General features: G+C 64.3%; 18 protein-coding genes and 1 pseudogene. 13 read left to right on the top strand and 6 right to left on the bottom strand.

Annotated elements, in window-relative coordinates; translation table 11 throughout:
• Window positions 1-165: 165 nt before the first annotated feature.
• The gene (locus EN885_RS30720) at window positions 166-1,929 is read left to right on the top strand and encodes an ABC transporter ATP-binding protein (protein ID WP_128243817.1); all 1,764 of its coding nucleotides are present in this window, start codon (window positions 166-168) and stop codon (window positions 1,927-1,929) included.
• A 168-nt stretch (window positions 1,930-2,097) separates the two neighbouring features.
• Here EN885_RS30720 and ilvD read toward each other — a convergent pair whose 3' ends face one another.
• Complete coding sequence (ilvD, locus tag EN885_RS30715) at window positions 2,098-3,942, bottom strand: dihydroxy-acid dehydratase (RefSeq protein ID WP_095483018.1); 1,845 nt, start codon at window positions 3,940-3,942, stop codon at window positions 2,098-2,100.
• 255 nt (window positions 3,943-4,197) lie between these two features.
• Here ilvD and EN885_RS30710 point away from each other — a divergent pair, with 255 nt between their 5' ends.
• Window positions 4,198-4,671 carry a VOC family protein gene (locus EN885_RS30710; protein WP_128243799.1) on the top strand — a complete coding sequence of 158 codons (474 nt, stop codon included), beginning with the start codon at window positions 4,198-4,200 and terminating at the stop codon, window positions 4,669-4,671.
• A 247-nt stretch (window positions 4,672-4,918) separates the two neighbouring features.
• Here the strand turns inward: EN885_RS30710 and EN885_RS30705 are convergent, their stop codons facing one another.
• Window positions 4,919-6,511 carry a peptide chain release factor 3 gene (locus EN885_RS30705; protein WP_164897950.1) on the bottom strand — a complete coding sequence of 531 codons (1,593 nt, stop codon included), beginning with the start codon at window positions 6,509-6,511 and terminating at the stop codon, window positions 4,919-4,921.
• A 142-nt stretch (window positions 6,512-6,653) separates the two neighbouring features.
• Here EN885_RS30705 and EN885_RS30700 point away from each other — a divergent pair, with 142 nt between their 5' ends.
• Window positions 6,654-7,730: an FAD-binding oxidoreductase gene (locus tag EN885_RS30700; RefSeq protein WP_128243800.1), complete on the top strand. Its 1,077-nt coding sequence runs from the start codon at window positions 6,654-6,656 to the stop codon at window positions 7,728-7,730.
• On the opposite strand, the gene EN885_RS30695 is transcribed toward EN885_RS30700, so the two are convergent.
• Both EN885_RS30695 and EN885_RS30690 read right to left on the bottom strand, forming a co-directional pair.
• Entirely contained in the window at window positions 7,724-9,097 is a 1,374-nt protein-coding gene (locus tag EN885_RS30695) for an amidase (RefSeq protein WP_128243818.1), read from the bottom strand. The genes EN885_RS30700 and EN885_RS30695 overlap by 7 nt on opposite strands.
• A 221-nt stretch (window positions 9,098-9,318) precedes the next feature.
• Window positions 9,319-9,534 (bottom strand): DUF6356 family protein, encoded by a 216-nt coding sequence (locus EN885_RS30690; protein WP_095483023.1) that lies wholly within the window; start codon window positions 9,532-9,534, stop codon window positions 9,319-9,321.
• A gap of 115 nt (window positions 9,535-9,649) precedes the next feature.
• Here EN885_RS30690 and EN885_RS30685 point away from each other — a divergent pair, with 115 nt between their 5' ends.
• The 6 genes from EN885_RS30685 (at window position 9,650) to EN885_RS30660 (ending at window position 14,145) form a co-directional block, all read left to right on the top strand.
• A complete protein-coding gene (locus tag EN885_RS30685) occupies window positions 9,650-10,120 on the top strand; it encodes an Lrp/AsnC family transcriptional regulator (RefSeq protein ID WP_128243801.1) in 471 nt (156 codons plus the stop codon).
• Between the two features lie 84 nt (window positions 10,121-10,204).
• Window positions 10,205-10,690: a dUTP diphosphatase gene (gene dut, locus EN885_RS30680; RefSeq protein ID WP_128243802.1), complete on the top strand. Its 486-nt coding sequence runs from the start codon at window positions 10,205-10,207 to the stop codon at window positions 10,688-10,690.
• Entirely contained in the window at window positions 10,690-11,346 is a 657-nt protein-coding gene (locus EN885_RS30675) for an HAD family phosphatase (RefSeq protein WP_164897949.1), read from the top strand. The genes dut and EN885_RS30675 overlap by 1 nt, the downstream gene beginning before the upstream one ends.
• Window positions 11,347-11,432: 86 nt before the next feature.
• Window positions 11,433-12,281: a hypothetical protein gene (locus EN885_RS30670; RefSeq protein ID WP_128243803.1), complete on the top strand. Its 849-nt coding sequence runs from the start codon at window positions 11,433-11,435 to the stop codon at window positions 12,279-12,281.
• Between the two features lie 68 nt (window positions 12,282-12,349).
• Window positions 12,350-13,153 (top strand): oxaloacetate decarboxylase, encoded by an 804-nt coding sequence (locus tag EN885_RS30665; RefSeq protein WP_126103856.1) that lies wholly within the window; start codon window positions 12,350-12,352, stop codon window positions 13,151-13,153.
• On the top strand, window positions 13,150-14,145 hold the full coding sequence (locus EN885_RS30660; RefSeq protein WP_126103857.1) for a proline racemase family protein: 996 nt from the start codon (window positions 13,150-13,152) through the stop codon (window positions 14,143-14,145). Before EN885_RS30665 ends, EN885_RS30660 begins: the two co-directional genes overlap by 4 nt.
• Before the next feature lie 147 nt (window positions 14,146-14,292).
• Here EN885_RS30660 and EN885_RS30655 read toward each other — a convergent pair whose 3' ends face one another.
• Window positions 14,293-14,988: a sulfate transporter family protein gene (locus EN885_RS30655; protein WP_128243804.1), complete on the bottom strand. Its 696-nt coding sequence runs from the start codon at window positions 14,986-14,988 to the stop codon at window positions 14,293-14,295.
• A 222-nt stretch (window positions 14,989-15,210) separates the two neighbouring features.
• On the opposite strand from EN885_RS30655, the gene EN885_RS30650 reads away from it, so the two are divergent.
• Window positions 15,211-16,203 (top strand): adenosine kinase, encoded by a 993-nt coding sequence (locus EN885_RS30650; RefSeq protein ID WP_128243805.1) that lies wholly within the window; start codon window positions 15,211-15,213, stop codon window positions 16,201-16,203.
• A gap of 363 nt (window positions 16,204-16,566) precedes the next feature.
• Entirely contained in the window at window positions 16,567-17,199 is a 633-nt protein-coding gene (locus EN885_RS30645; protein WP_128244373.1) for a hypothetical protein, read from the top strand.
• Between the two features lie 90 nt (window positions 17,200-17,289).
• Here EN885_RS30645 and EN885_RS30640 read toward each other — a convergent pair whose 3' ends face one another.
• A complete protein-coding gene (locus EN885_RS30640) occupies window positions 17,290-19,569 on the bottom strand; it encodes an NADP-dependent malic enzyme (RefSeq protein ID WP_126103860.1) in 2,280 nt (759 codons plus the stop codon).
• Window positions 19,570-19,711: 142 nt separating this feature from the next.
• Between EN885_RS30640 and mutS the strand changes: the two genes are divergently transcribed.
• Window positions 19,712-22,462: a DNA mismatch repair protein MutS gene (mutS, locus tag EN885_RS30635; RefSeq protein ID WP_128244374.1), complete on the top strand. Its 2,751-nt coding sequence runs from the start codon at window positions 19,712-19,714 to the stop codon at window positions 22,460-22,462.
• A gap of 197 nt (window positions 22,463-22,659) precedes the next feature.
• Window positions 22,660-22,781: pseudogene (locus tag EN885_RS33940) on the top strand (IS630 family transposase); the annotation flags it as partial.

Below are 22,781 nucleotides of genomic sequence, written 5' to 3'. Positions count from 1 at the left end.
TGCCGCAGCCGTTTCTTTCCGCGGCAGCGAACAGTTCCATCCGACCACAACTCGCTCTATAAGCCGCCTTTCGTCCATTGAGGCGAATCCGCATCGTGTGTCGCGGCGCAGCGATCGGCTTCGGGCTCAACGCCACATTCGCAACCACGGAAATCCAGTGTGAACTTGAAGTTCCTCAAAGGTGACGAACGCTCGGAAGAGAACCGGCGCCTTATCGTAAGGCTGATCAGGGAATCCTTTCACCAGCACAAGTTTGGATACGGCGCCGCCATACTGTCGATGCTGGTGGTGGCCGCCATGACGGGCGCCAGCGCCTGGATTCTGCGCGAAATCACCAATGAGTTCGTGATCTACAAAAGAGTCGAGCGCATCAACTGGATTGCCGCGGCGGTCGCCGCGATCTTCATCGCCAAGGGCATCGCCAATTTCGTCCAAGCCTATTTCATGAGCCGCGTCGGCAACAGCATCATCGCCGAACGGCAGCGCAAGATCTACGACCGCATCCTGGCGCAAGGCATCGAGTTCTACCATTCGACCTCGTCATCCGACCTGATCACCCGCATGACCAACAATGCACAGGCCGCTCGCAGCGTGCTCGACCTCGTCGTCACGTCCTATGTGCGCGACCTGGTGACGTTGGTTGTCCTGGTGGCGGTCATGGTCTGGCAGCAGCCTGCGCTGTCCCTGATCTGCTTCGTCATCGGGCCCATAGCCATCTACGGCGTCAACCGCATCCTGAAGCGCGTCCGCAAGATCGCCGCGCAGGAATTCCGCTCGCTAGGCCAGATCGTGCAGGTGATGCAGGAAACGGCAATCGGCGTGCGTGTCGTCAAATCGTTCGGTCTCGAAGGCGCGATGCGCAAGCGCATGCACAAGGCGGTGTCGGATGTCGAGAACCGCGCCAACAACATTGCTACACTGGAGGCTGCCACCAGCCCGGTGATGGAAACGCTTGCCGGACTGGCGATCTCCGGCGCCATCCTGGTCAGCGGCCTTCTGGTCCTGCAGGGGGGCCAGATGCCAGGCAACATCATGGCCTTCATCGCGGCGCTGCTGCTTGCCTATGAACCGGCAAAGCGCCTCGCCCGCGTGCGTATCTCGCTGGAAACCGGCATCGTCGGCGTGCGCATGATGTTCCAGCTCGCCGACCGGCCGCTGACGCTGGCCGAAAAGCCGGACGCCAAGCCGCTGCGGCCGGGGCCGGGCGAAATCCGTTTCGACAATGTTAGCTTTGCCTATCCGGAAAGCCCGCCGGTGTTCGAAGGGTTCGACCTGACCCTGGCGGCAGGCAAGATGACGGCGCTGGTCGGGCCATCGGGCGGCGGCAAGTCGACCATCCTCAACCTGATCATGCGTATGTACGACCCGCAGAGCGGCAAGGTGCTGTTCGATGGCCAGGACATTGCGCACGCCACACTCGCCTCACTGCGGCAGAAGATCGCCTATGTGAGCCAGGACACGTTCCTGTTTGCCGGCACGGTGATGCACAACATCCGTCTCGGGCGGCAGGACGCGCCCGACGAGGACGTGATCGCCGCCGCCAAGGCAGCCAACGCCCACAATTTCATCACCGCCATGGCGAATGGCTACGACACGGAGGTCGGCGAGAACGGCGCGCTGCTTTCCGGCGGCCAGCGCCAGCGTATCTCAATCGCGCGCGCCATGCTGCGCAACGCGGAGATCCTGCTGCTGGACGAGGCGACCAGCGCGCTCGATGCCGAATCCGAGGCGCTGTTTCGCGACGCGCTACAGCAGCTGACGGTCGGGCGCACCACCATCGTCATCGCCCACCGGCTGTCGACCGTGCACCAGGCCGACACGATCGTGGTTCTGGAAGCCGGCAAAGTGGTGGAAAGCGGCCCGCACCGGACGCTGCTTAGGCAAGGCGGGCTCTACCAGAAGCTTTATGAATATCAGCTGATGCCGTAGGGCTCTGTTCCCTTCTCCCCTTGTGGAAGAAGGTGGATCGGCGCGCAGCGCCGAGACGGTTGAGGGGTGCTGGACGGAGTGAGGCGCTGGCGTTCCCTGGAACACCCCTCATCCGACCTCGCTTCGCAAGGCCACCTTCTCCCACAAGGGGAGAAGGGAAGAACCGCGCTACTCCGGCACGTACCTCACAGCACCCTTTGCAGCACTGGTTGCCATCGCGGCATAGGCGCGCAAGGCCATCGTCACCTTGCGCTTGCGCTGTTCCACGGGCTTCCAGGCGGCAGCTCCCTTTGCCTCCATCGCCGCGCGGCGGGCGACCAGTTCCGCGTCGTCGACAGCAAGCCGGATGGTACGGTTCGGGATATCGATCTCGATCGTATCGCCCTCCTGCACCAGCCCGATCAGCCCGCCTTCCGCCGCCTCCGGGGACGCATGGCCGATCGACAGGCCGGAGGTGCCGCCGGAGAAGCGGCCATCGGTGACCAGCGCGCAGGCTTTGCCGAGGCCCTTCGACTTGAGATAGCTGGTCGGGTAGAGCATTTCCTGCATGCCAGGGCCGCCACGCGGCCCCTCGTAGCGGATGACGACGACATCGCCGGCCTTGATCTCGTTGGACAGGATCGCTTTGACGCTGGCGTCCTGGCTTTCGAACACTCTTGCCGGGCCGGTGAATTTCAGGATCGATTCATCGACGCCGGCGGTCTTCACGATGCAGCCGTCCAGCGCAAGGTTGCCCTTGAGCACGGCAAGGCCACCGTCCTTGGAAAACGGGTGCTCGGCCGAGCGGATGACACCCTTCTCCCGGTCGAGATCGAGCTCGTCCCAGCGGCGGTCCTGACTGAAGGCGACTTGCGTCGGCACGCCGCCCGGAGCCGCCAGAAAGAAGTCGCGGACGCTTTGACTGGTGGTGCGGGAGATGTCCCAATGGTCGAGCGCTTCACCCAGCGTTCGCGTATGTACAGTCGGCAGGTCGCGATTGATCAGCCCGGCGTTGTCGAGCTGGCCGAGGATCGCCATGATGCCGCCGGCGCGGTGGACGTCTTCCATGTGCACATCGGCCTTGGCGGGGGCAACCTTGCACAGCACCGGCACCTTGCGCGACAGCGCGTCGATGTCGTCCTGGTCGAAGTTGATCTCGCCCTCATGCGCTGCAGCGAGAATGTGCAGCACGGTGTTGGTCGAGCCGCCCATAGCGATGTCGAGCGTCATCGCGTTCTCGAAGGCGCCCTTCGAGGCGATGTTGCGCGGCAGCGCGGTGTCGTCGTCCTGCTCGTAATAGCGCTGGGCGAGATCGACGATCAGATGACCGGCCTCGACGAACAGGCGCTTGCGGTCGGCATGGGTCGCCAGCGTCGAGCCGTTGCCTGGCAGGGAAAGACCCAGCGCCTCAGTCAGGCAATTCATCGAATTGGCGGTGAACATGCCCGAGCAGGAGCCGCAGGTCGGGCAGGCCGAGCGCTCGATGGTCTTGACGTCCTCGTCGGAGATCTTGTCATCAGCGGCCGCGACCATGGCGTCGACCAGATCCAGCGCCTGCGTCTTGCCGGCGAGCACCACCTTGCCGGCCTCCATCGGCCCGCCGGAGACAAAGACGGTCGGGATGTTGAGACGCAGCGAGGCCATCAGCATGCCGGGTGTGATCTTGTCGCAATTGGAGATGCAGACCATGGCGTCGGCGCAGTGCGCGTTGACCATATACTCGACCGAGTCGGCGATCAGCTCGCGCGACGGCAGCGAATAGAGCATGCCGTCGTGGCCCATGGCGATGCCGTCGTCGACGGCGATGGTGTTGAACTCTTTGGCAACGCCGCCGGCCTTTTCGATCTCGCGGGCGACCAGTTGGCCGAGATCCTTGAGATGGACGTGACCCGGCACGAACTGGGTAAAGGAGTTGACCACGGCGATGATCGGCTTGCCGAAATCGGAATCCTTCATGCCGGTGGCGCGCCAAAGGCCACGGGCGCCGGCCATGTTGCGGCCATGGGTTGTGGTGCGGGAGCGATAGGCAGGCATGAATTTTCCTTGGCTGGCTGGCTGCGCTCGATGGGAGCGCGGCGGCGCTGAATTCGGACCGCAGGCGTTATAGACGCTGAAGCCTGGTCTGGCCACAATTTTGCAATGCGCCAGATTTTCCCAAGAAAATTTGATGACACTGTCGGATTGCGCGCCGCCCGGGCGTCCTTTGGCAAACGGCAGGGCAAAGAACACCACCGCCAAGCCGGGCCGTTTCACCGTGATAGCCAACTGCAACAGCCGAGGAGCAAGCAAATGCAAAAGATCACCCCCTGCCTGTGGTTCGACGACCAGGCCGAGGAGGCCATGAACCACTATATGTCCATCTTCAAGAATTCGAAGGTGCTGAGCGTGATGCGCTGGCCCGAGGGCAGCGGCGATAGTGAGGGCAAGGTTCTGGTGACCTATTTCGAGCTCGACGGCGTTCAGTTCCAGGCGCTCAACGGCGGGCCGCAATTCAAGTTCACCGAGGCAGTCTCGCTCTCCATCGACTGCAAGACGCAGGAGGAGGTCGACTATTTCTGGGACAGACTTATCGAAGGCGGTGGCGAGCCCAGCCAGTGCAGCTGGCTGAAGGACAAATTCGGCGTGTCCTGGCAGGTCGTGCCGGAGCAGTTGCCCAGGCTGCTGCTTGATCCCGACCAGGCCAAGGCCAACCGGGTGATGCGGGCGATGATGCAGATGACCAAGATCGACATCGCCAAGATCGAAGAGGCAGCCAGGGGGTGAGTGATCTTCCTTCCCCTTGTCTTGTGGGAGAAGGTGGATTGGCACGCAGGGCCAAGACGGTTGAGGGGTGCTGGACGGAATGAGGCGTCAGCGTTCCCTGGAACACCCCTCATCCGTCGCCTTCTCCCACAAGGAGGGCTTTGCACGGGGAGCGAAGTGGAGTTCGGTGGTCAGTGGGGCCCTTTTTGAAGGCCGGCAGAGCGGTTTTCCGCGGCCCTTACAAGGGGAGAAGGAAAAGCGGCGCAGCTCAGGCTGCCTTGTCGCGGACCTGGTAATCCTTGACCGCGGCGAAGCGGATCGCCTTCCAGCGTTCGGCCTCGTAGTTGAGCGAAAAGGCGTGCTGGGCCAGGAACACCGGGTCGTTGTCGAGGTCGCGGGCGATGTCGCCGCGATGCGCCTCGATGAAGCGATGCACCTCGGCCTTGTCGTCAGCCGATATCCAACGGCAGACGGAAAAGCGCGACATCTCGAAATCGACGGGCAGCGTGTATTCGAAGTTCAGCCGCTCCTTCAGCACGTCGAGCTGCAGCGCACCGACGACGCCGACGATTGCCGGTGAACCGTCCTCCGGCGAGAACAGTTGCACGACGCCTTCCTCGGCCATCTGGTGTAGCGCTTCCTTGAGCTTCTTGGCCTTCATCGCGTCGCCGAGGCGGACGCGGCGCAGGATTTCCGGCGCGAAATTCGGCACACCGCGGAACAGTATCTCCTCGCCCTCGGTCAGCGTATCGCCGATGCGCAGCGTGCCGTGATTGGGGATGCCGACGACGTCGCCGGCAAAAGCCTCGTCAGCAGTGACGCGGGTGCGGGCGAAGAAGAATTGCGGCGCCGACAGGCTCATCGGTTTTCCTGTGCGCACCAGCTTGGCCTTCATGCCGCGCTCGAGCTTGCCCGAGCAGACACGGACGAAGGCGATGCGGTCGCGATGGTTAGGGTCCATGTTGGCCTGGATCTTGAAGACGAACGAGGTCATCTTGTCCTCGGTCGCCTCGACCTTGCGCGTGTCGGCCTCCTGCGCGCGCGGCGGCGGCCCGTAGGCGCCAAGCGCTTCGATCAGGTCGCGCACGCCGTAATTACGCAGCGCCGAGCCGAAATAGACCGGCGTCAGATGACCCTCGCGGAAGGAGTCGATGTCGAGCGGACGGCAGGCTTCGCGCGCCAGCTCCAGCTCCTCGATGAAGGCTTCGCGCTCGTTCTCCGGCAACAGGCCGGCGACGCGGTTGGAATCGGGACCGTTGACCGGCGTGCGCTCCTTCTCGGCATCGCCCTTGCGCACGGCGTTCAGCGCCAGATGATAGGTGCCAGAAAAGGTCTTGCCGCGGCCGATCGGCCAGGTGATCGGTGCGGTGTCCAGCGCCAGCTTCTGCTCGATCTCGTCGAGGATTTCGAACGGGTCGCGGCTTTCGCGGTCCATCTTGTTGACGAAGGTGATGATCGGGATGTCGCGCAGCCGGCACACCTCGAACAGTTTTAGCGTGCGCGGCTCGATGCCCTTGGCGGCGTCGATGACCATGACGGCCGCGTCGACAGCCGACAGCGTGCGATAGGTGTCGTCGGCGAAATCCTCGTGGCCGGGCGTGTCGAGCAGGTTGAAGACGTTGTCCTCATACTCGAAGGTCATCACAGAGGTGACGACTGAAATGCCGCGCTCGCGCTCGATCTTCATCCAGTCCGACCGGGTCTGGATGCGATCCTTCTTGGCCTTGACCTCGCCGGCAAGCTGGATGGCGCCGCCGAACAAAAGCAGCTTTTCGGTCAGCGTCGTCTTGCCGGCGTCCGGATGCGCGATGATCGCGAAAGTACGGCGGCGCGCCACCGCGTTCGTGATGTCTTCAGCCAATTTATGGAATCCCATGTGGTGCGCGGGCTTTTAGCAGCGCTTTTGTGGCCTGTCGAACAGTTTTGGGCGGATGCCCTCACCCGGTCTTGAGATAGGATCGCCGCAACGACATCAGAAGACCCGATTCGACAAAGGACCATCCGTGAACGCAGCCAAGCAAGTCATCGTCGTCGGTGCCGGCATCATCGGCGCGTCCATCGCCTGGCATCTGGCGAAGGCCGGCGCGAACGTGACAATCGTTGCCGACAGCGGCGCCGGCGGCGTCGCCACGCCGAATTCCTTTGCCTGGATCAATGCCAGTTGGGGCAATCCAGAGCCGTATTTCCGGCTGCGCACCCGTTCGATGGCCGAATGGACGCGGCTGGCACAGGACCTGCCGGGCATTCCGCTAGCTTGGTGCGGCGGCCTGTGCTGGGACCTGCCGGCGGCCGAGCTCGAGGCCTATGCCGCCGAGCACTCCGGCTGGGGCTACGGCATCGAGCGCGTCGATCGCACGCGAGCCGCACGCATCGAGGCCAACGTGACCGAGCTTCCCGATTTCGCCCTGTACGTCGCCGAGGAAGGCGTCGCCGAGCCGGTTGCCACCACGCAAGCGCTGCTGGCCGACGCCGAGCGTCTTGGCGTGCGGGTGCTGACTGGAACGGCCGTCATCGCACTGGTGCAGGCCAATGGCAGGGTTGCCGGCGTGGATACGTCAAGCGGACGCATTGCCGCCGACGAGGTGGTGATCGCGGCGGGCGCCGGCTCTCCGGCAATTGCGGCGACGGCCGGGTTAAAACTGCCGATCGAGACGCCGCCCGGCCTGATCGTCCACTCACGCCCCTACGAAAAGCTGCTCAACGGGCTGGTGATCGGCGACCGGCTGCACATGCGCCAGACGGCGGAAGGCCGCATCATCGCCGGCTCGGATTTCGGCGGCGCCGATCCAGGCATGGATGCCGAAGCCACCGCCCGCGAGCTGTTTGCGGCGATGAAGAGCATGTTGCGCGGCGCCGACGGGCTGGAACTGGATTTCCACACGGTCGGTTACCGGCCGACGCCGATCGACGGTTTTCCGATCATCGGGCGCGCTCAGGGCGTCAGCGGGCTCTATGTCGCGGTCATGCATTCCGGTATCACTCTGGCGCCAGCCGTCGGCCTGTTCGCCGCCCGGGAAATCCTCGACGGCGAGCGCGATCCGCTGCTCGAGCCTTATGACCTGGCGCGCTTCGCTCAATAGCCGGGCGGACGGCGAAAACCGCTGCTCAGCAGCGCTATTGCCCTGGCGATGCCGAGCAGCCGCGATTCGGACCAGCGTCTGCCGACCAGCTGCAGACCAATGGGCAGGCCGTCACGATCCTGCGCGTACGGCAGCGAAAGTGCGGGATGGCCGCTGTAGTTGAACACCGCGCCATAGGCCGGCAGCATCCAGTAGCTCTGCTCCCTGTCATCGACCTTGATCGGTATTCCTGGCTCGCAATGCGGAAAGGCCGTGGTCATGGCAACCGGGCACAGCAAGGCATCGCAGCCTTCGAAAAAACGCTCCCAGGCAAGGATTGACTGATCGCGGCGGCCGAGCGCCTCGAACCAGCGCGAGACCGGTGTCGGTTCTTCTGGCGGCTCTGGCTGCGCTGCCTCCAGCATCATGCCGATCAGCGCGCCGCCTTGCGTCAGATCGTCATGCAAGTCGAGCGTCGGGAGTCTTGCTTCCTCGACGGCCGCGCCTGCAGACTGAAGCTCCCTTGCCAGGTTCTCGACAGCGGCCCTGATTTCGCTGGCCACCGGAAAACCCGGAAAGGCCGGCGCGAAAACGATGCGCAGGGTCTTGAGGTCAAGCTCCGGCATGCCCTCGACCGGCACCGGCGCAAGATCGGTGTCGCTGCCATCCGGTCCTGCAATGATCGCCAGGATCAGCGCCAGATCTTCGACATTGCGGGCTAGCGGACCGATGCAGGACATCAGCCGCACGCCGCGCGGTACGCCACCGGGATCGGGGAAGGCGCCGGCTAAGGACACGCGATGCTCTGTCGGCTTGAGGCCGTAGACGCCGCAAAAAGCGGCCGGCAGGCGGATCGAATCCTGCATGTCGGTGCCGACCTCGAACGACGTCATCCCGGCGCAGAGCGCTGCGGCAGCGCCACCGCTGGAACCGCCCGCGGTGCGCGAGAGGTCCCACGGATTATTGGTGCGACCGAACAGCGGATTGTTCGACTGCCAGTCGCCCAGCATCGTTGCGACATTTGTCTTGCCGACCAGCACGCCGCCGGCCGCCTTCAACCTGAGAACGACCGGGCTGTCTTCTCTCGCCACATAGTCGGCAAAGGGCGGAAAGCCTACCGTGGTCTTCATGCCCGATGTTTGGTGCATATCTTTCAGTGTGAACGGCACGCCGTGCAACGGCCCGAGAGCGTCGCCGCGCGCCTGCGCTTCGTCGGCTTTCTCGGCGCGTTGCCGCGGCCCTTCCCTGTCGAGCGTGACGACCGCGTTGACCGCCTCATTGTGCCTGTCGACCTGCGCCAGATGCGCGTCCAGCGCCTCCACTGCGGAAGTCTTGCGGTCGCGAATGGCGGCAGCCAATTCTGTGGTGGAGGAAAAGACGAGGTCTATGACCAATGCTCCCGGCTAGCTGGCAGCGCTCGTCTTACCAAATGGCGGGTTGCGGCGCGGCTTCAAGCCAAGTTCAGCATTCGAGGGCCGGCATCGCTTGATCGGGATTGCGCAGAGCTTAGCCGACCAGCGCCAGCTTCACCGCGACCCGAGAGAGGGGCGAATGCTCATGCCGAGGCAGACCGCTTCGCCTAGACAGGCCGCCGGCCCGCACTTCGCCTCTAACGTCCCCTGTTGTGCGTCCGCTCGTAAAGCTCGCGGATGATCCGGCTTGCCGTAGAATCGAACAAGAACGGCAGGAAGGCGTGAATGAGCGCGGCGAATGCCGCCATGAACAACCGCGACGAGAACCACGCGGCGAAAGCCATGTGGCCGAAATAGGTTTCGCCCACCGATGCCGGATGAGAGGTGAAAAGTCTTGCGAGCCGTGCGGTCATGCTGGTCCCCTTTTCAGCGCGTGAAGTCCCGATCTTTCGCATCTTGACATGCCTCGCCGGTTCATCGGTCCCAAATCATCCTTGTGTTTGGCCAATTATTGGGACAAAATCCCACATGCCGCTGGAAATCGATGAAATCGACCGAAGATTGCTGGGGGAACTGCAACGTGACGGCACGCTGTCGGTCGACCAATTGTCGGAAAGGGTGTCGCTGTCGCGCAACGCCTGCTGGCGCCGGGTCAAGCGGCTGGAAGAATACGGCGTCATCACTGGCCGGGTGGCGCTGGTCGATGCGGACAAGCTTGGCCTTGGCCTCTCGGTGTTCATCCTGGTCCGGACCTCCAATCACGATCCGGACTGGCTGCAAAAATTCCGGGCGGCAGTAACCGGTTTTCCCGAGATCACCGGCGTCTACCGCATGTCCGGCGATCTTGATTATGTGCTGCGTGCCCGCGTCGCCGACGTGAAGGCCTATGACCGGCTCTATCAGCGGCTGATCGCCAAGGTGGCGCTGTCGGACGTTTCGGCCTCCTTCGTCATGGAGGAGATAAAGGAGACGACGATCGTTCCCGTAGAACTGCGCTGAAGCGGAACTGCGCTGAAAGAAAGCCGTTGATAGCATTGCCGCCGAGTTGACCGAATCGGCGTTGATAGCGATAGGATCCGCATCATGCGCGCAGCCATCTACACTTCCTCCGTCATCGGTCCGGCCGTCGGCTTCGTCAGGCTGCCGCATGGCGAAGGCCTGCCGCTTCCCGCCTATGAAAGCGCGGGCGCCGCCGGCATGGATCTGCGCGCCGCGGTGCCGGACGACCGGCCGCTGCTGATCCTGCCGGGAAAACGCGCGCTGGTGCCGACCGGGCTGATCCTGGAGATCCCGGAGGGCGTGGAAGGCCAAGTCCGGCCGCGCTCGGGCCTTGCCTTCAAGCATGGGCTCACTTGCCTCAACACGCCAGGCACCATCGACAGCGACTATCGCGGCGAGGTCAAGGTGCTGCTGATCAACCTCGGCGACGAGGATTTTGCAGTGACGCGCGGCATGCGGATCGCCCAGATCGTCTTCGCCCCGGTGACGCAGGCGACCGTCGAGGAGCGGACATTGGCCGGCGGCACGACGCGCGGCTCCGGCGGGTTCGGATCGACCGGCACGGCCTGATGAGAATACCCAAACTCGTCATCTTCGATTGCGACGGGGTTCTGGTCGACACCGAGAACCTGGCCAATCGGCGCCTCGCCGAATGGCTAACCGCAGCCGGCTACCCGGCAAGCTTCGAACATTGCCGCAAGAATTTCTCCGGCCGCTCCATGGTCTCGGTGCAGAAGGAGGTCGAGGCGACCGGCGTCAGCCTCGGCGCCGATTTCGTCGAACGCTGGAACGCCGGCCTGCCGGACCTGTTCGCGCATGGCGTCGAAGCCGTCCCCTATGTCAGGGAGTTCATCGAAGCCGTGCACGCGGCCGGCATCGCAACGTGCGTCGCTTCATCGGCGCGGGTGTCGAAAATGCACATCACGCTCGGCCAGACAGGTCTGCTGCCGCTGTTCGAGCATGCGCTGTTCAGCTCGACCATGGTCTCGCGCGGCAAGCCGTTTCCCGACCTGTTCCTGCATGCCGCAAGCACGATGGGCTTCGCCCCTGCCGACTGCATCGTCATCGAGGACAGCGTCGCCGGGACGTTAGCCGGCATTGCCGCCGGCATGCGCGTTTATTCCTACCACGGCGACCCGCATACCGATCGCGACGGACTGACTGAGGCCGGCGGCATCCTGTTCGACGACATGCGCGAACTGGCCGGGCTGGTGCCGATCCACTGATCTGATATTCAGGCTTCTTATCCGGCTGTACGCCTCAGCCGTTCGTGCTAGCTTGCGAACGCTCGACAGTGGGAGGCGCCCAGCGCATGAGTTCCATCCTGCTTCGCTTCGTCGTCGCCTGTTTGCTGCTGCCGTGCCTGTGGATGACGGCCGGCGCGCAAGCCGTCAGCTTCCCGGACCTTGGCAGCGCCGTTCCTGGCCACGAGGGCACGACCTATCTCGATCTCGCCAGGATGGTCATTCCCGACCTGGCGGGGGACAAGAACGGCTTCTACCGGGGCTCGATGCCGATCGAGATGCGCCATATCGAGGGCCCGGATCGCGGTGGCTCGCCGCCCGAAACGTCGGGCCTTTCCAATGCCGGCGTGCTCGCCGTCAAGGCCGGCGGCAAGGATCGGCTGGCCATGCTGTTCGACCTTGGCAGCTCGTCGGACAGCGCCGAGGGGTTCGCGGTGCTGGCGCTTTACGATCTTGCCGGCAAGCCGAGACTGCTCGACGCTGTCAATGTCGCCGTCGACCGGAGCACCTCTTTCCGCGATCCGGGCAAGCTGCCGGTTGGACCCGGCGACGACGCCATCATCACCCTGAGCACGCATTTCAATTCGAGCCAGGGCTATGTCAGCACGCCCCTGCTTCTGGTCCGCGACGACAGGTTCGAGCTGATCGATACGATCCAAACATTCGACGAGTCGCTGTGCGCCTATAAGCGCACGCAGGAGCTGGCCTTTCGGACCTTTGCGGACGGCCAGCCCTATGCGGCCATCAAGGCGACGGTGACCGATACCACGGTGCCGAATGGCGAAAGCTGCGACGATCCGGCGCCCAAGGCTTCCTCGCGCGACATTTCCGTCACCTACCATTGGGACGGGGCCGGATACGTCAAGAATTCCGACGCACTGGACAAATTGGCAGGAGAGAACGCCAATCGCTTCTGAACCAACCGCATTCGTTTGCCCGGCGGGCAGTGGCGGGATAAAATGTGCTTCGCACTCTGGGAGCATCCATGGACAAGGGAAAAATCTTTCGCGACCTGCATAGCTCGATTTTCGTCATGCCCAACCCCTGGGATATCGGCACGACGAAACTGCTGGCCTCCTTCGGTTTCAAGGCGCTGGCGACGACCAGCGCCGGCTTTGCCTTTTCGCGCGGCCTGCCCGACGGCGCGGTGACCTTCGAGGCGATGATCCATCACTGCCGCGAGGTGACGGCGGCGACCGGCCTGCCGGTCTCGGCCGATCTCGAGAAGGGCAAGGGCGACAGCGCGACAAGTGCCGCGGAGACTGTCTTCGCGGCCGAGGCGGCGGGCCTCGCCGGCTGCTCGATCGAGGACCACACCGGCGAGCCCGACAAGCCGATCTACGATTTTTCGCATGCCGTCGAGCGCGTCGCCGCTGCAGCGGAGGCGGCACGGGCGCTGAAACACGATTTCGTCTTCACCGCGCGGGCCGAGAATTTTCTGTGGGGCAGGCCCGACATCGACGACACGATCAGGCGGCTGCAGGCCTTCGAGAAGGCCGGCGCCGACGTGCTCTATGCGCCGGGCATCGGCGACATCGAGACGGTGCAGACCGTCTGCTCGGCGCTGACCAAGCCGGTCAACGTCATGGCAAGGCCCGGCTTCACCATCGCCGATCTTGCCCTGGCAGGGGTCAAGCGCATTTCGCTCGGGCCGTGGCTGACCAATTTCGCCTTCGGCATGCTGGAAACGGCGGCGCGCGAGATCCAGCAGGACGGCACTTTCGGCTTCACCCGCGCCGCCATGCCGTTCGGCAAGCTGCAGGCGTTGTTTGCCGAATCCAACGCATGACGCTCACCGTCGTCGACATGCACACCGGCGGCGAGCCGCTGCGGATCGTCACCGGCGGTTATCCGCAGATTCCGAAAGGAACGATCCTGGAAAAGCGCGCCTATGTGCGCGATCACCTCGATCATCTCAGGAAAATCCTGATGTTCGAGCCGCGCGGCCATTACGACATGTATGGCGCGCTGCTGGTGGAACCCGACCTGCCCGGCGCCGACCTCGCCGTGCTGTTCATGCACAATGAAGGCTATTCGACCATGTGCGGCCACGCCATCGTCGCGCTCGGCCGCTACGCCGTCGACGAGGGGCTGGTGGCGCGGCAGGAGCCGGTGACGACGGTCAACATCGAAGCGCCGTGCGGGCTGGTCGTCGCCTCGGTCGAGGTGCAAGACGGCAAGGCCGGTGCGGTGTCGTTCGAAAGCGTGCCGGCGTTTCTGTTCGCCCGCGACCAGGAGATCGAATTGCCGGGCTTCGGTGCGATCGGCTTCGACATCGCCTATGGCGGCGCCTTCTATGCGCTCGCCGATTGCCGCCAGTTCGGGCTGGAGTTCGGCAAGAACCGCGTGCGCGATTTCGTCGATGCGGCGACGGCGTTGACGGAGAAACTGAAGGCCGAGTTCCCGCTGTCGCATCCCGACCATGCCGACCTTGCCTTTCTCTACGGCACCATCCTGACCGACGGACAGGACGTATTTTCCGATGTCCCGACCAAGAACATCTGCGTCTTTGCCGAGGCCGAGGTCGACCGTTCGCCAACCGGCTCGGGCGTCACCGCGCGGCTGGCGGCAATGCATGCCAAGGGCGAAATCGCCGGCCAGACGCGGCTGTTCGAGAGTATTGCAGGCTCGCGCTTTTCCGGCAGCGTGGCGAGGACCGCGAAAGCCGGGCCGCATGACGCCATCATCGCCCGCGTCGGTGGCCGCGCCTACTACTCCGGCCGGGCCGAATTCATCGTCGAGCCCGACGACGAGTTGGGGCGCGGCTTTCTGCTGCGCTAGCGCCGGGGTGTGCTGAGATTCAGGTCAGGCCGCGCTGAGAATGGTGGGCTCCGAGAACCGGAACGCAGCGTACTTTTGGGTACGTGAGTACCGGAAGCGCAGGAAACCGCCATTCGCAAGCCGGCATCACCTGAATATCAGCGCACCCTAAGCCGCTTCCCGCGCTGAGACCGCCTTGTGCAGATGCACCATCATGGCGGCGGCAAACAGCGGTGTCAGAAGGTTGAGCAGCGGCACGGCGAGGAAGGCAGCGACAACCAGCCCGGCGAGAAACACCGTGACAGCATGTTTTTTGCGCAACGCGCGGGCCTCGGCCTCCGGGCGAAAGCGCATGGCGGCGAATTCGAAAAACTCACGCCCCAGCAGATAGCCGTTGACGACGAAGAAGGCGGCGATGTTGATGCCCGGCACCAGCAGAAGCAGCAAGGCCACGATGTTGCCGAGTATGACGACGCCGAAGAAGCGGAAAGCCAGCACCATCGAGCGCAGCGCCGGCGTGGCGCGACCAGGCGGTTCATCGGGATAATCGCTGCGCTCGACCACTTCGGCGACGTCGTCCAGGAACAGGCCGGCGATGATTGCCGTCACCGGCGCGATGAGCAGCGCCAGACCCAGCGCAAGACCGATCCCGGCGACGATGACGCCCAGCCATCCGGCCCATGACGGCAGGCCGGGCAACCATGCGTCGATCCACGGCCAGGCCAGCCATTCGAACAGGCCCTCAATCGCGAACCACAGCGCCGCGAGCGCCAGCAAGGTCAGGCCGAGCGTCTTCACGAACACCGAGCGGAATTCGGGCGAGAACAGCTGGCTGGCGGCGGCGCGGGCGGCGCTAGGGATCACGGCGTTTCCAATTCCATGTTGAACAGGCTCAAACGGGCCCATGGCAAGACATCTGCGAGATAGGCGGAGACACGACAAGTCACAAGCGCCACCACATCCGGCGCCACGCGATTTCGACCCGATTGATAAATTCACGACCTAGGCAAAGCCGCATCAAATCGCTAGACCCGCCCGCGGCCGGCGTGGCAGAAAGCCGGTGGTTCTTTCGCGGAGACATCATTGATGCCGAACTATGACGTGCTTTGTATCGGTAATGCCATCGTCGACATCATCGCCCAGTGCGACGAGGCGTTCCTGGAGACGAACGGCATCATCAAGGGCGCGATGAACCTGATCGACACAAGGCGCGCCGAACTGCTCTACAGCCGCATGGGCCCGGCCATCGAAGCCTCCGGTGGCAGCGCCGGCAACACGGCGGCGGGCGTCGCCTCCTTCGGCGGTCGCGCCGCCTTCTTCGGCAAGGTCTCGAACGACCCGCTCGGCGAAATCTATGCCCATGACATCCATGCGCAGGGCGTTGCCTTCGATACCAAGCCACTCAACGGCGAGCCGCCGACGGCGCGCTCGATGATCTTCGTCACGCCCGACGGCGAGCGCTCGATGAACACCTATCTCGGCGCCTGCATCGAGCTCGGGCCTGAGGACGTCGAGGCCGACAAGGCTTCGGGTGCGGCAGTCACCTATTTCGAGGGTTATCTGTGGGACCCGCCGCGCGCCAAGGAAGCGATCCGGCAGACGGCGAAGCTCGCGCATGCCGCCGGCCGCGAAGTGTCGATGACGCTATCGGATTCGTTCTGCGTCGACCGCTACCGCGACGAGTTTCTGGATCTGATGCGCTCGGGCACCGTCGACATCGTCTTTGCTAACAGCCACGAGATCAAGGCGCTCTACCAGACCGCCTCGTTCGACGAGGCGCTGGCTCAAATCCGCAAGGACTGCAGGATAGCCGCGGTCACCCGCTCGGAAATGGGCTCGGTCATCGTGCGCGGCGACGAGACCGTCACCGTCGACGCGACAAAAATCCGGGAACTGGTCGACACCACCGGCGCCGGCGACCTCTATGCCGCCGGCTTCCTCTACGGCTACACGCAAGGGCGCAGCCTGAAGGAGTGCGGCGATCTCGGCTCGCTGGCGGCCGGACTGGTCATCCAGCAGCTCGGGCCAAGGCCGAGGCAGAATCTGCGCCACGAGGCTGAGCAAGCAGGGTTGATTTAGGTACCCTTTCTTCCTTCTCCCCTTGTGGGAGAAGGTGGATTGGCGCGCAGCGCCAAGACGGATGAGGGGTGTTGGACGGAGCGCCGTCGGCGCCAAGCTGGAACACCCCTCATCCGACCGAGCTGTGCTCGGCCACCTTCTCCCACAAGGGGGAGAAGGGGAATGCGCGCGACGGCTAGACGCCGAATTCGCCGACAACGTCGCCATTGGGCGCGCTGCGCGGTCGAACCGCAACAATTGAAACACTTCAGTCGAGTTTCGGCATTCATCCGAAACAACCGGGAGCGAAAAACCGCGCCATGGAGCGAACCCGTCGGGACGGCTCCGCGGTCGAGGCCGCTAACCAACTGAAGGATCAGGAAGATGTTTACTCCCGTAACAGTCGACGCTTTCAGCGGCGTCGATCCCGGCGCGTTGACACCGACGCAGCACGAAAAGCTCTACACCGGCGCGATGGCTCGCGCGCGTCAGGAAAGATCGGCCGTGCCCGCCAAAGGCATGGCGCGCCTGACATCGATGTTTAGGATCGAAGGTCGTCTCGCCGGCATCGTCCTGCTGCTGGCGACGATCATCGGAGCCATGGCCGTCACCAACGGCGCCCGCGCCGAAGATGGCAAGTTCAAGATAAAGCAAGGTATTTCACAGGCCGTGAAGCAGAACTCGGCGTCGCCGCATAAGCGCCTCGCCCGCGAGCAGTCGCGCCCCAGGATAAATGCGAAAATCAACTGCGCCGTGATTGGCTGCAAAGCCAAGCCGCCGATCCTGAAGCATAGGCCCAAGCTGCATTGCAAGGTGTTCGGATGCAAACCCGGCAAGGACCATGACGGCCACCACGGCAATCACCATGGCCACCACAAGCATGGCTCCTGGGCGTGGGGCGGCGTGACGGTCGTCGCTTCCGACCATGGTGGCTGCGGCTATGAATTCTGGAAATGGAAGACGACCGGCTGGCGCTACTGGCGGCATGCCTATCAGAGCTGCCGCGGCTGGAGATGAGCCGTCCCATCGCTAGGTGAGGTGTCTGGCCTCCCCCGCATGGGGGAGGCCTTTTTCGCCTGCTGTAGGCGGAGCGGGACTCCGATCTCCTCACGCCCCCGCCGTATAGGCCGCAATCGCCGCCATGTTGACGATGTCACTATCCTTGGCGTTGAGCGAGACGATCTGAACCGGCTTGTTGAGGCCGACCAGCAGCGGGCCGATGACGGTCGAGCCGCCGAGCTCCTGCAGCATCTTGGTCGAGATCGAGGCCGAGTGGAAAGCCGGCATGATCAGCACATTGGCTGGGCCGGTGAGCCGGATGAACGGGTATTGCGCCATGGCGCGCGCGTTGAGCGCCACGTCGGCGGCCATCTCGCCGTCATACTCGAAATCGACGCGCCGCTTGTCGAGGATGCGCACCGCTTCCTGGACGCGCTCGGAGCGCTCGCCCTGCGGGTGGCCGAAGGTGGAATAGGCGAGCATGGCGAGCCTTGGTTCATAACCCATGCGGCGGGCAAAGCCGGCGGCTTCCTCGGCGATGTCGGCGATCTGCTCGGCATTCGGCATGTCGTGCACGGCGGTGTCGGCAACGATCACGGTTCGGCCCCGCGCCAGCACGATCGAGGCGCCGATGACGCGGTGGCCGGGCTTGGCGTCGATGACGCGGCGGATGTCGTCGAGCGCGGTCGAATAGTTGCGGGTGACGCCGGTGACGATGCCGTCGGCGTCGCCCAGCGCCACCATGCAGGCAGCGAAATGGTTGCGGTCGTTGTTGATCAGGCGCTGGCAATCGCGAAACAGGAAGCCCTTGCGCTGCATGCGCTCGTACAGATAGTCGGTGTAGACGCCGTTGCGGCGCGACAGCCGGGCATTGATGATCTCGATGCCTTGCCTGTCGAGCTCGATGCCGGCGTTCCTGGCGTTCTCCTTGATGATGTCGTCGCGGCCGAGCAGGATGGCGGTGCCGAGCCGCTGATTCACATAGGAGACGGCGGCGCGCATGACCTGCTCCTCCTCGCCCTCGGCGAAGACGATGCGCTTGGGCTGGCGGCGCACGCGGTCGTAGATGCGCTGCAGGGTCGAAGCGATCGGGTCGCGGCGGGCGGAAAGCTCCTGGGCGTAGCGGTCGAGATCGAGGATCGGCTTGCGGGCGACACCGCTATCCATCGCGGCCTTGGCGACCGCGATCGGAATGGCCGAGATCAGCCGCGGGTCGAACGGCACCGGAATGATGTAGTTGGGGCCGAATTTCGGCCGGTTGCCCTGATAGGCGGCGGCAACGTCGTCGGGCACGTCCTGGCGCGCGAGTTCGGCCAGCGCACGCGCTGCGGCGATCTTCATGTCGTCGTTGATGGTGGTGGCCCGCACATCCAGCGCGCCGCGGAAGATGTAGGGGAAGCCAAGCACGTTGTTGACCTGGTTCGGATAGTCGGAACGCCCCGTCGCCATGATGGCATCGGTGCGGATCTCGGCCACTTCCTCGGGCGTGATCTCCGGATCGGGATTGGCCATGGCGAAGATGATCGGGTTCTTGGCCATCGACTGCACCATCGTGGTGGTCAGCGCGCCCTTGGCGGAGAGGCCGAGGAACACGTCGGCGCCGTCCAGCGCCTCGGCAAGTGAGCGCGCGTCGGTCTTGACGGCATGCGCCGACTTCCACTGGTTCATGCCTTCGGTGCGGCCCTGGAAGACGACGCCCTTGGTGTCGCACAGGATGATGTTTTCAGGCGTAAAGCCCATCGCCTTCATCAGCTCGATGCAGGCGATGCCGGCCGCACCCGCCCCGTTGCAGACCATTTTCGTGGTCTGCATGTCGCGGCCGGTGACTTTGAGCGCATTGATCAGGCCGGCGGCCGAGATGATGGCGGTGCCATGCTGGTCGTCATGGAAGACCGGTATGTCCATCAATTCGCGCAGCCGTTGCTCGATGATGAAGCATTCCGGCGCCTTGATGTCCTCAAGGTTGATGCCGCCGAAGGAGGGCCCAAGGAAACGCACGCAATTGATGAACTCGTCGGCATCCTCGGTGTCGACTTCGAGATCGATGGAATCGACATCGGCGAAGCGCTTGAACAGAACCGCCTTGCCTTCCATCACCGGCTTCGAGGCCAGCGCGCCGAGGTTGCCGAGGCCGAGAATGGCGGTGCCGTTGGAGATGACAGCGACCATGTTGCCGCGCGCCGTATAGTCGAAGGCGCGGCTGGGGTCCTCGGCGATGGCGAGGACGGGAACCGCGACGCCCGGCGAATAGGCGAGGCTGAGGTCGCGCTGGGTGGCCATCGGCTTGGTGGCGACGATCTCCAGCTTGCCGGGGCGGCCCATGGCGTGGAATTCCAGCGCCTCCTGCGCGCTGACGGAAGGGCCGTTGCTTTCGGTTTTCCTGGCCATGATGCTTTCGATTTCCTCGCCCGTGCGGCACCTCGTTGAGACGGGTGCAATGCTTTCTTTTGTGGAACGTTCGGGATTAAGGCTACACTTCGCCGCTGTAAACCGCCAAGCAGATGGCTTGGGAAATTTTGGAAGCAGCTTCTTGAACGACGAAACGCCCATTCGCAGCGACAGCGCTACGCCGGCCTTTGCGCCGGCGACGCCGATGATGGAGCAGTATATCGAGATCAAGGCCGCGAACCCGGACTCGCTGCTGTTCTACCGCATGGGCGATTTCTACGAGCTGTTCTTCGACGACGCCGAGAAGGCGAGCCGGGCGCTCGGCATCGTCTTGACCAAGCGCGGCAAGCACCAGGGCCTCGACATCCCGATGTGTGGCGTGCCGGTGCATGCGGCCGACGACTACCTGCAGAAGCTGATCGGACAAGGGTTCCGCGTCGCCGTATGCGAGCAGATCGAGGATCCGGCCGAGGCGAAGAAGCGCGGCGGCAAGTCGGTGGTGCGCCGCGACGTGGTGCGGCTGGTGACGCCCGGCACCATCACCGAGGACAAATTGCTGGCGCCGTCGGAATCGAGCTTCCTGATGGCGCTTAGCCGGGTCAAGGGCGGAGCGGAGCCAAGAGGCGGGGAGCGCGGCAGCGCGACAGGGAACCAAGGAAGTTTTGCGCTGGCCTGGATCGAGATCTCGACTGGTGCCTTCCGCGTTGCCGAGACCACCGCCGACCGGCTGCTCGCCGATGTCTTTCGCGTCGACCCACGCGAGCTGATCGTCGCCGAGCCGGTGTTTTACGATCCCGAGCTGAAACCGGTGTTCGATGTGCTCGGCCGCGTCGCTAATCCGCAGCCGCCGAGCCTGTTCGACTCGGCGTCGGCCGCCGGCCGCATCGCCCGTTTCTTCGAAGTGGCGACGCCGGACAGTTTCGGCACGTTTTCGCGCGCCGAACTGTCGGCGATCTCGGGTGTGATCGCCTATGTCGAGAAGACGCAGAAGGCCGAGCGGCCGCCACTGTCGCGGCCCGAGCGCGAGGAGCAGGGCTCGACGCTGTTCATCGACCCGGCGACACGCGCCAATCTGGAACTGCTGCGCACCTTGTCCGGCAGCCGCGAAGGCTCGCTGTTCAAGGCGATCGACCGCACGGTGACCGGTGGCGGCGCAAGGCTGCTCGCCGACCGGCTGATGGCGCCGCTGACCGACCCGGCGGCGATCGGCGCGAGGCTGGACTCGGTGTCGTTCTTCCGCTCCGAGACGCGGCTGTGCCAAGCGGTGCGGACGAGCCTGAAGAGCGTCGCCGACATGCCGCGCGCGCTTTCCCGGCTGGCGCTCAACCGCGGCGGCCCGCGCGATCTCGGCGCGCTGCGTGCGGGGTTCGAGGCAGCCGGTGCTATCGCCGAACTGTTTGGGGCGACTACCCTTCCACAAGAACTGGCGGCGGCGCTGGCGGCGATCGAGGCGCTGCCACGCCCGCTGGTCGAGCATCTGACGCAGGCGCTCGGCGACGAGTTGCCGCTGCTCAAGCGCGACGGCGGCTTCGTCCGCGGCGGCTATCACGCCGAACTCGACGAGATGCGGGCACTGCGCGACGAATCGCGCAAGGTGATCGCCGGGCTGGAGCGCTCGCTGATCGACGAGACCGGCATCCGCTCGCTAAAGATCCGGCACAACAATGTGCTCGGCTACTATATCGAGGTCACCGCCAACCACCATGCGATCATGACCGGCAGCGACGGGGCGAAGGCGCGCTTCATCCATCGCCAGACCATGGCCAATGCCATGCGCTTCACCACGACGGAACTGGCCGAGCTGGAATCGAAGATCGCCAATGCCGCCGACCGGGCACTGGCGATCGAGCTTGCCGCCTTCGAAACGCTGACGGCGGAAGCGGTCGGCCAGGCGGACGCGATCCGCGCCGGCGCCGAAGCGCTCGCCGTGCTCGACGTGTCGGCAGCCCTCGCCCTGCTGTCCGAAAGCGAGGCCTGGTGCCGGCCGCTGGTGGATGCGAGCCTCGCCTTCGCGATTTCGGGCGGGCGACATCCGGTGGTGGAACAGTCGCTGCGGCGTTCGGGCGAAGGACCGTTTGTCGCCAACGATTGCGATCTGTCGCCGGAAGGTGACGCCAAAAACGGCGCGATATGGCTGCTGACCGGCCCCAATATGGGCGGCAAATCGACCTTCCTCAGGCAGAACGCGCTGATCGCCATCCTCGCCCAGACCGGCTCCTTCGTGCCGGCGGCATCAGCTCACATCGGCGTCGTCGACCGGCTGTTTTCGCGTGTCGGCGCCTCGGACGATCTGGCGCGCGGCCGCTCGACCTTCATGGTCGAGATGGTCGAGACGGCGGCGATCCTCAACCAGGCCGGCGAACGCGCGCTGGTGATCCTGGATGAAATCGGCCGCGGCACCGCGACCTTCGACGGCCTGTCGATCGCCTGGGCGGCGGTCGAATATCTGCACGAGAAGAATCGCTGCCGGGCGATCTTCGCCACCCATTTCCACGAGATGACGGCGCTGGCCGGCAAACTCGCTCGACTGCACAACGTCACCATGCGGGTCAAGGAATGGGAGGGCGACGTGGTCTTCCTGCACGAGGTCGGCAAAGGTGCCGCCGACCGCTCCTATGGCGTGCAGGTGGCGCGGCTTGCCGGCCTGCCGGAAGCGGTGGTCGGGCGGGCCAGGGAAGTGCTGCACCAGCTGGAAGCGGGCGAGGTTTCGGGCAAGGCAAACCGGCTGGTCGACGACCTGCCGCTGTTTTCGGTGGCGGTGAGGCGGGAAGCGCAAAAGCCGGTGAAAAACGATGCGCTCGGCGACGCGCTCGGTGCGATCAACCCCGACGAGATGACGCCGAGGGAGGCGTTGGAGGCGCTTTACCGGTTGAAGGGAATGGCGGGGAAGTAGAGTTGGCCTCGTCCGATAGTGCTCTACGGCGCCCCCCTCTGTCCTGCCGGACATCTCCCCCACTTGGGGGGAGATTGGCAGCTTCGCAGACAGCATCTTTTCTCTAGAGCGGTTCACGGCTTGATGGAATCGAAGGGGATTCCAGATTTGTGGGTTTTGTGATTCAAGATGCTGGCTGGAGTGGAGGCCAGCATCTGATGACTCGACCCCTTTCCAATGATCTTCGCGAGCGGGTGGTGGCGGCGGTTTTGAGTGGTGAAAGCCGCCGGTCTGCCGCCAAACGGTTCGGCATTTCGGCTTCGGCGGCGGTGAAGCTGTT

The sequence above is a fragment of the Mesorhizobium sp. M6A.T.Cr.TU.014.01.1.1 genome, assembly GCF_004022765.1.
GTDB lineage: Bacteria > Pseudomonadota > Alphaproteobacteria > Rhizobiales > Rhizobiaceae > Mesorhizobium > Mesorhizobium mediterraneum.
The sequence above is the reverse complement of the archived record's forward strand: the minus strand, read 5'-3'. Positions and strand labels throughout refer to the sequence as shown.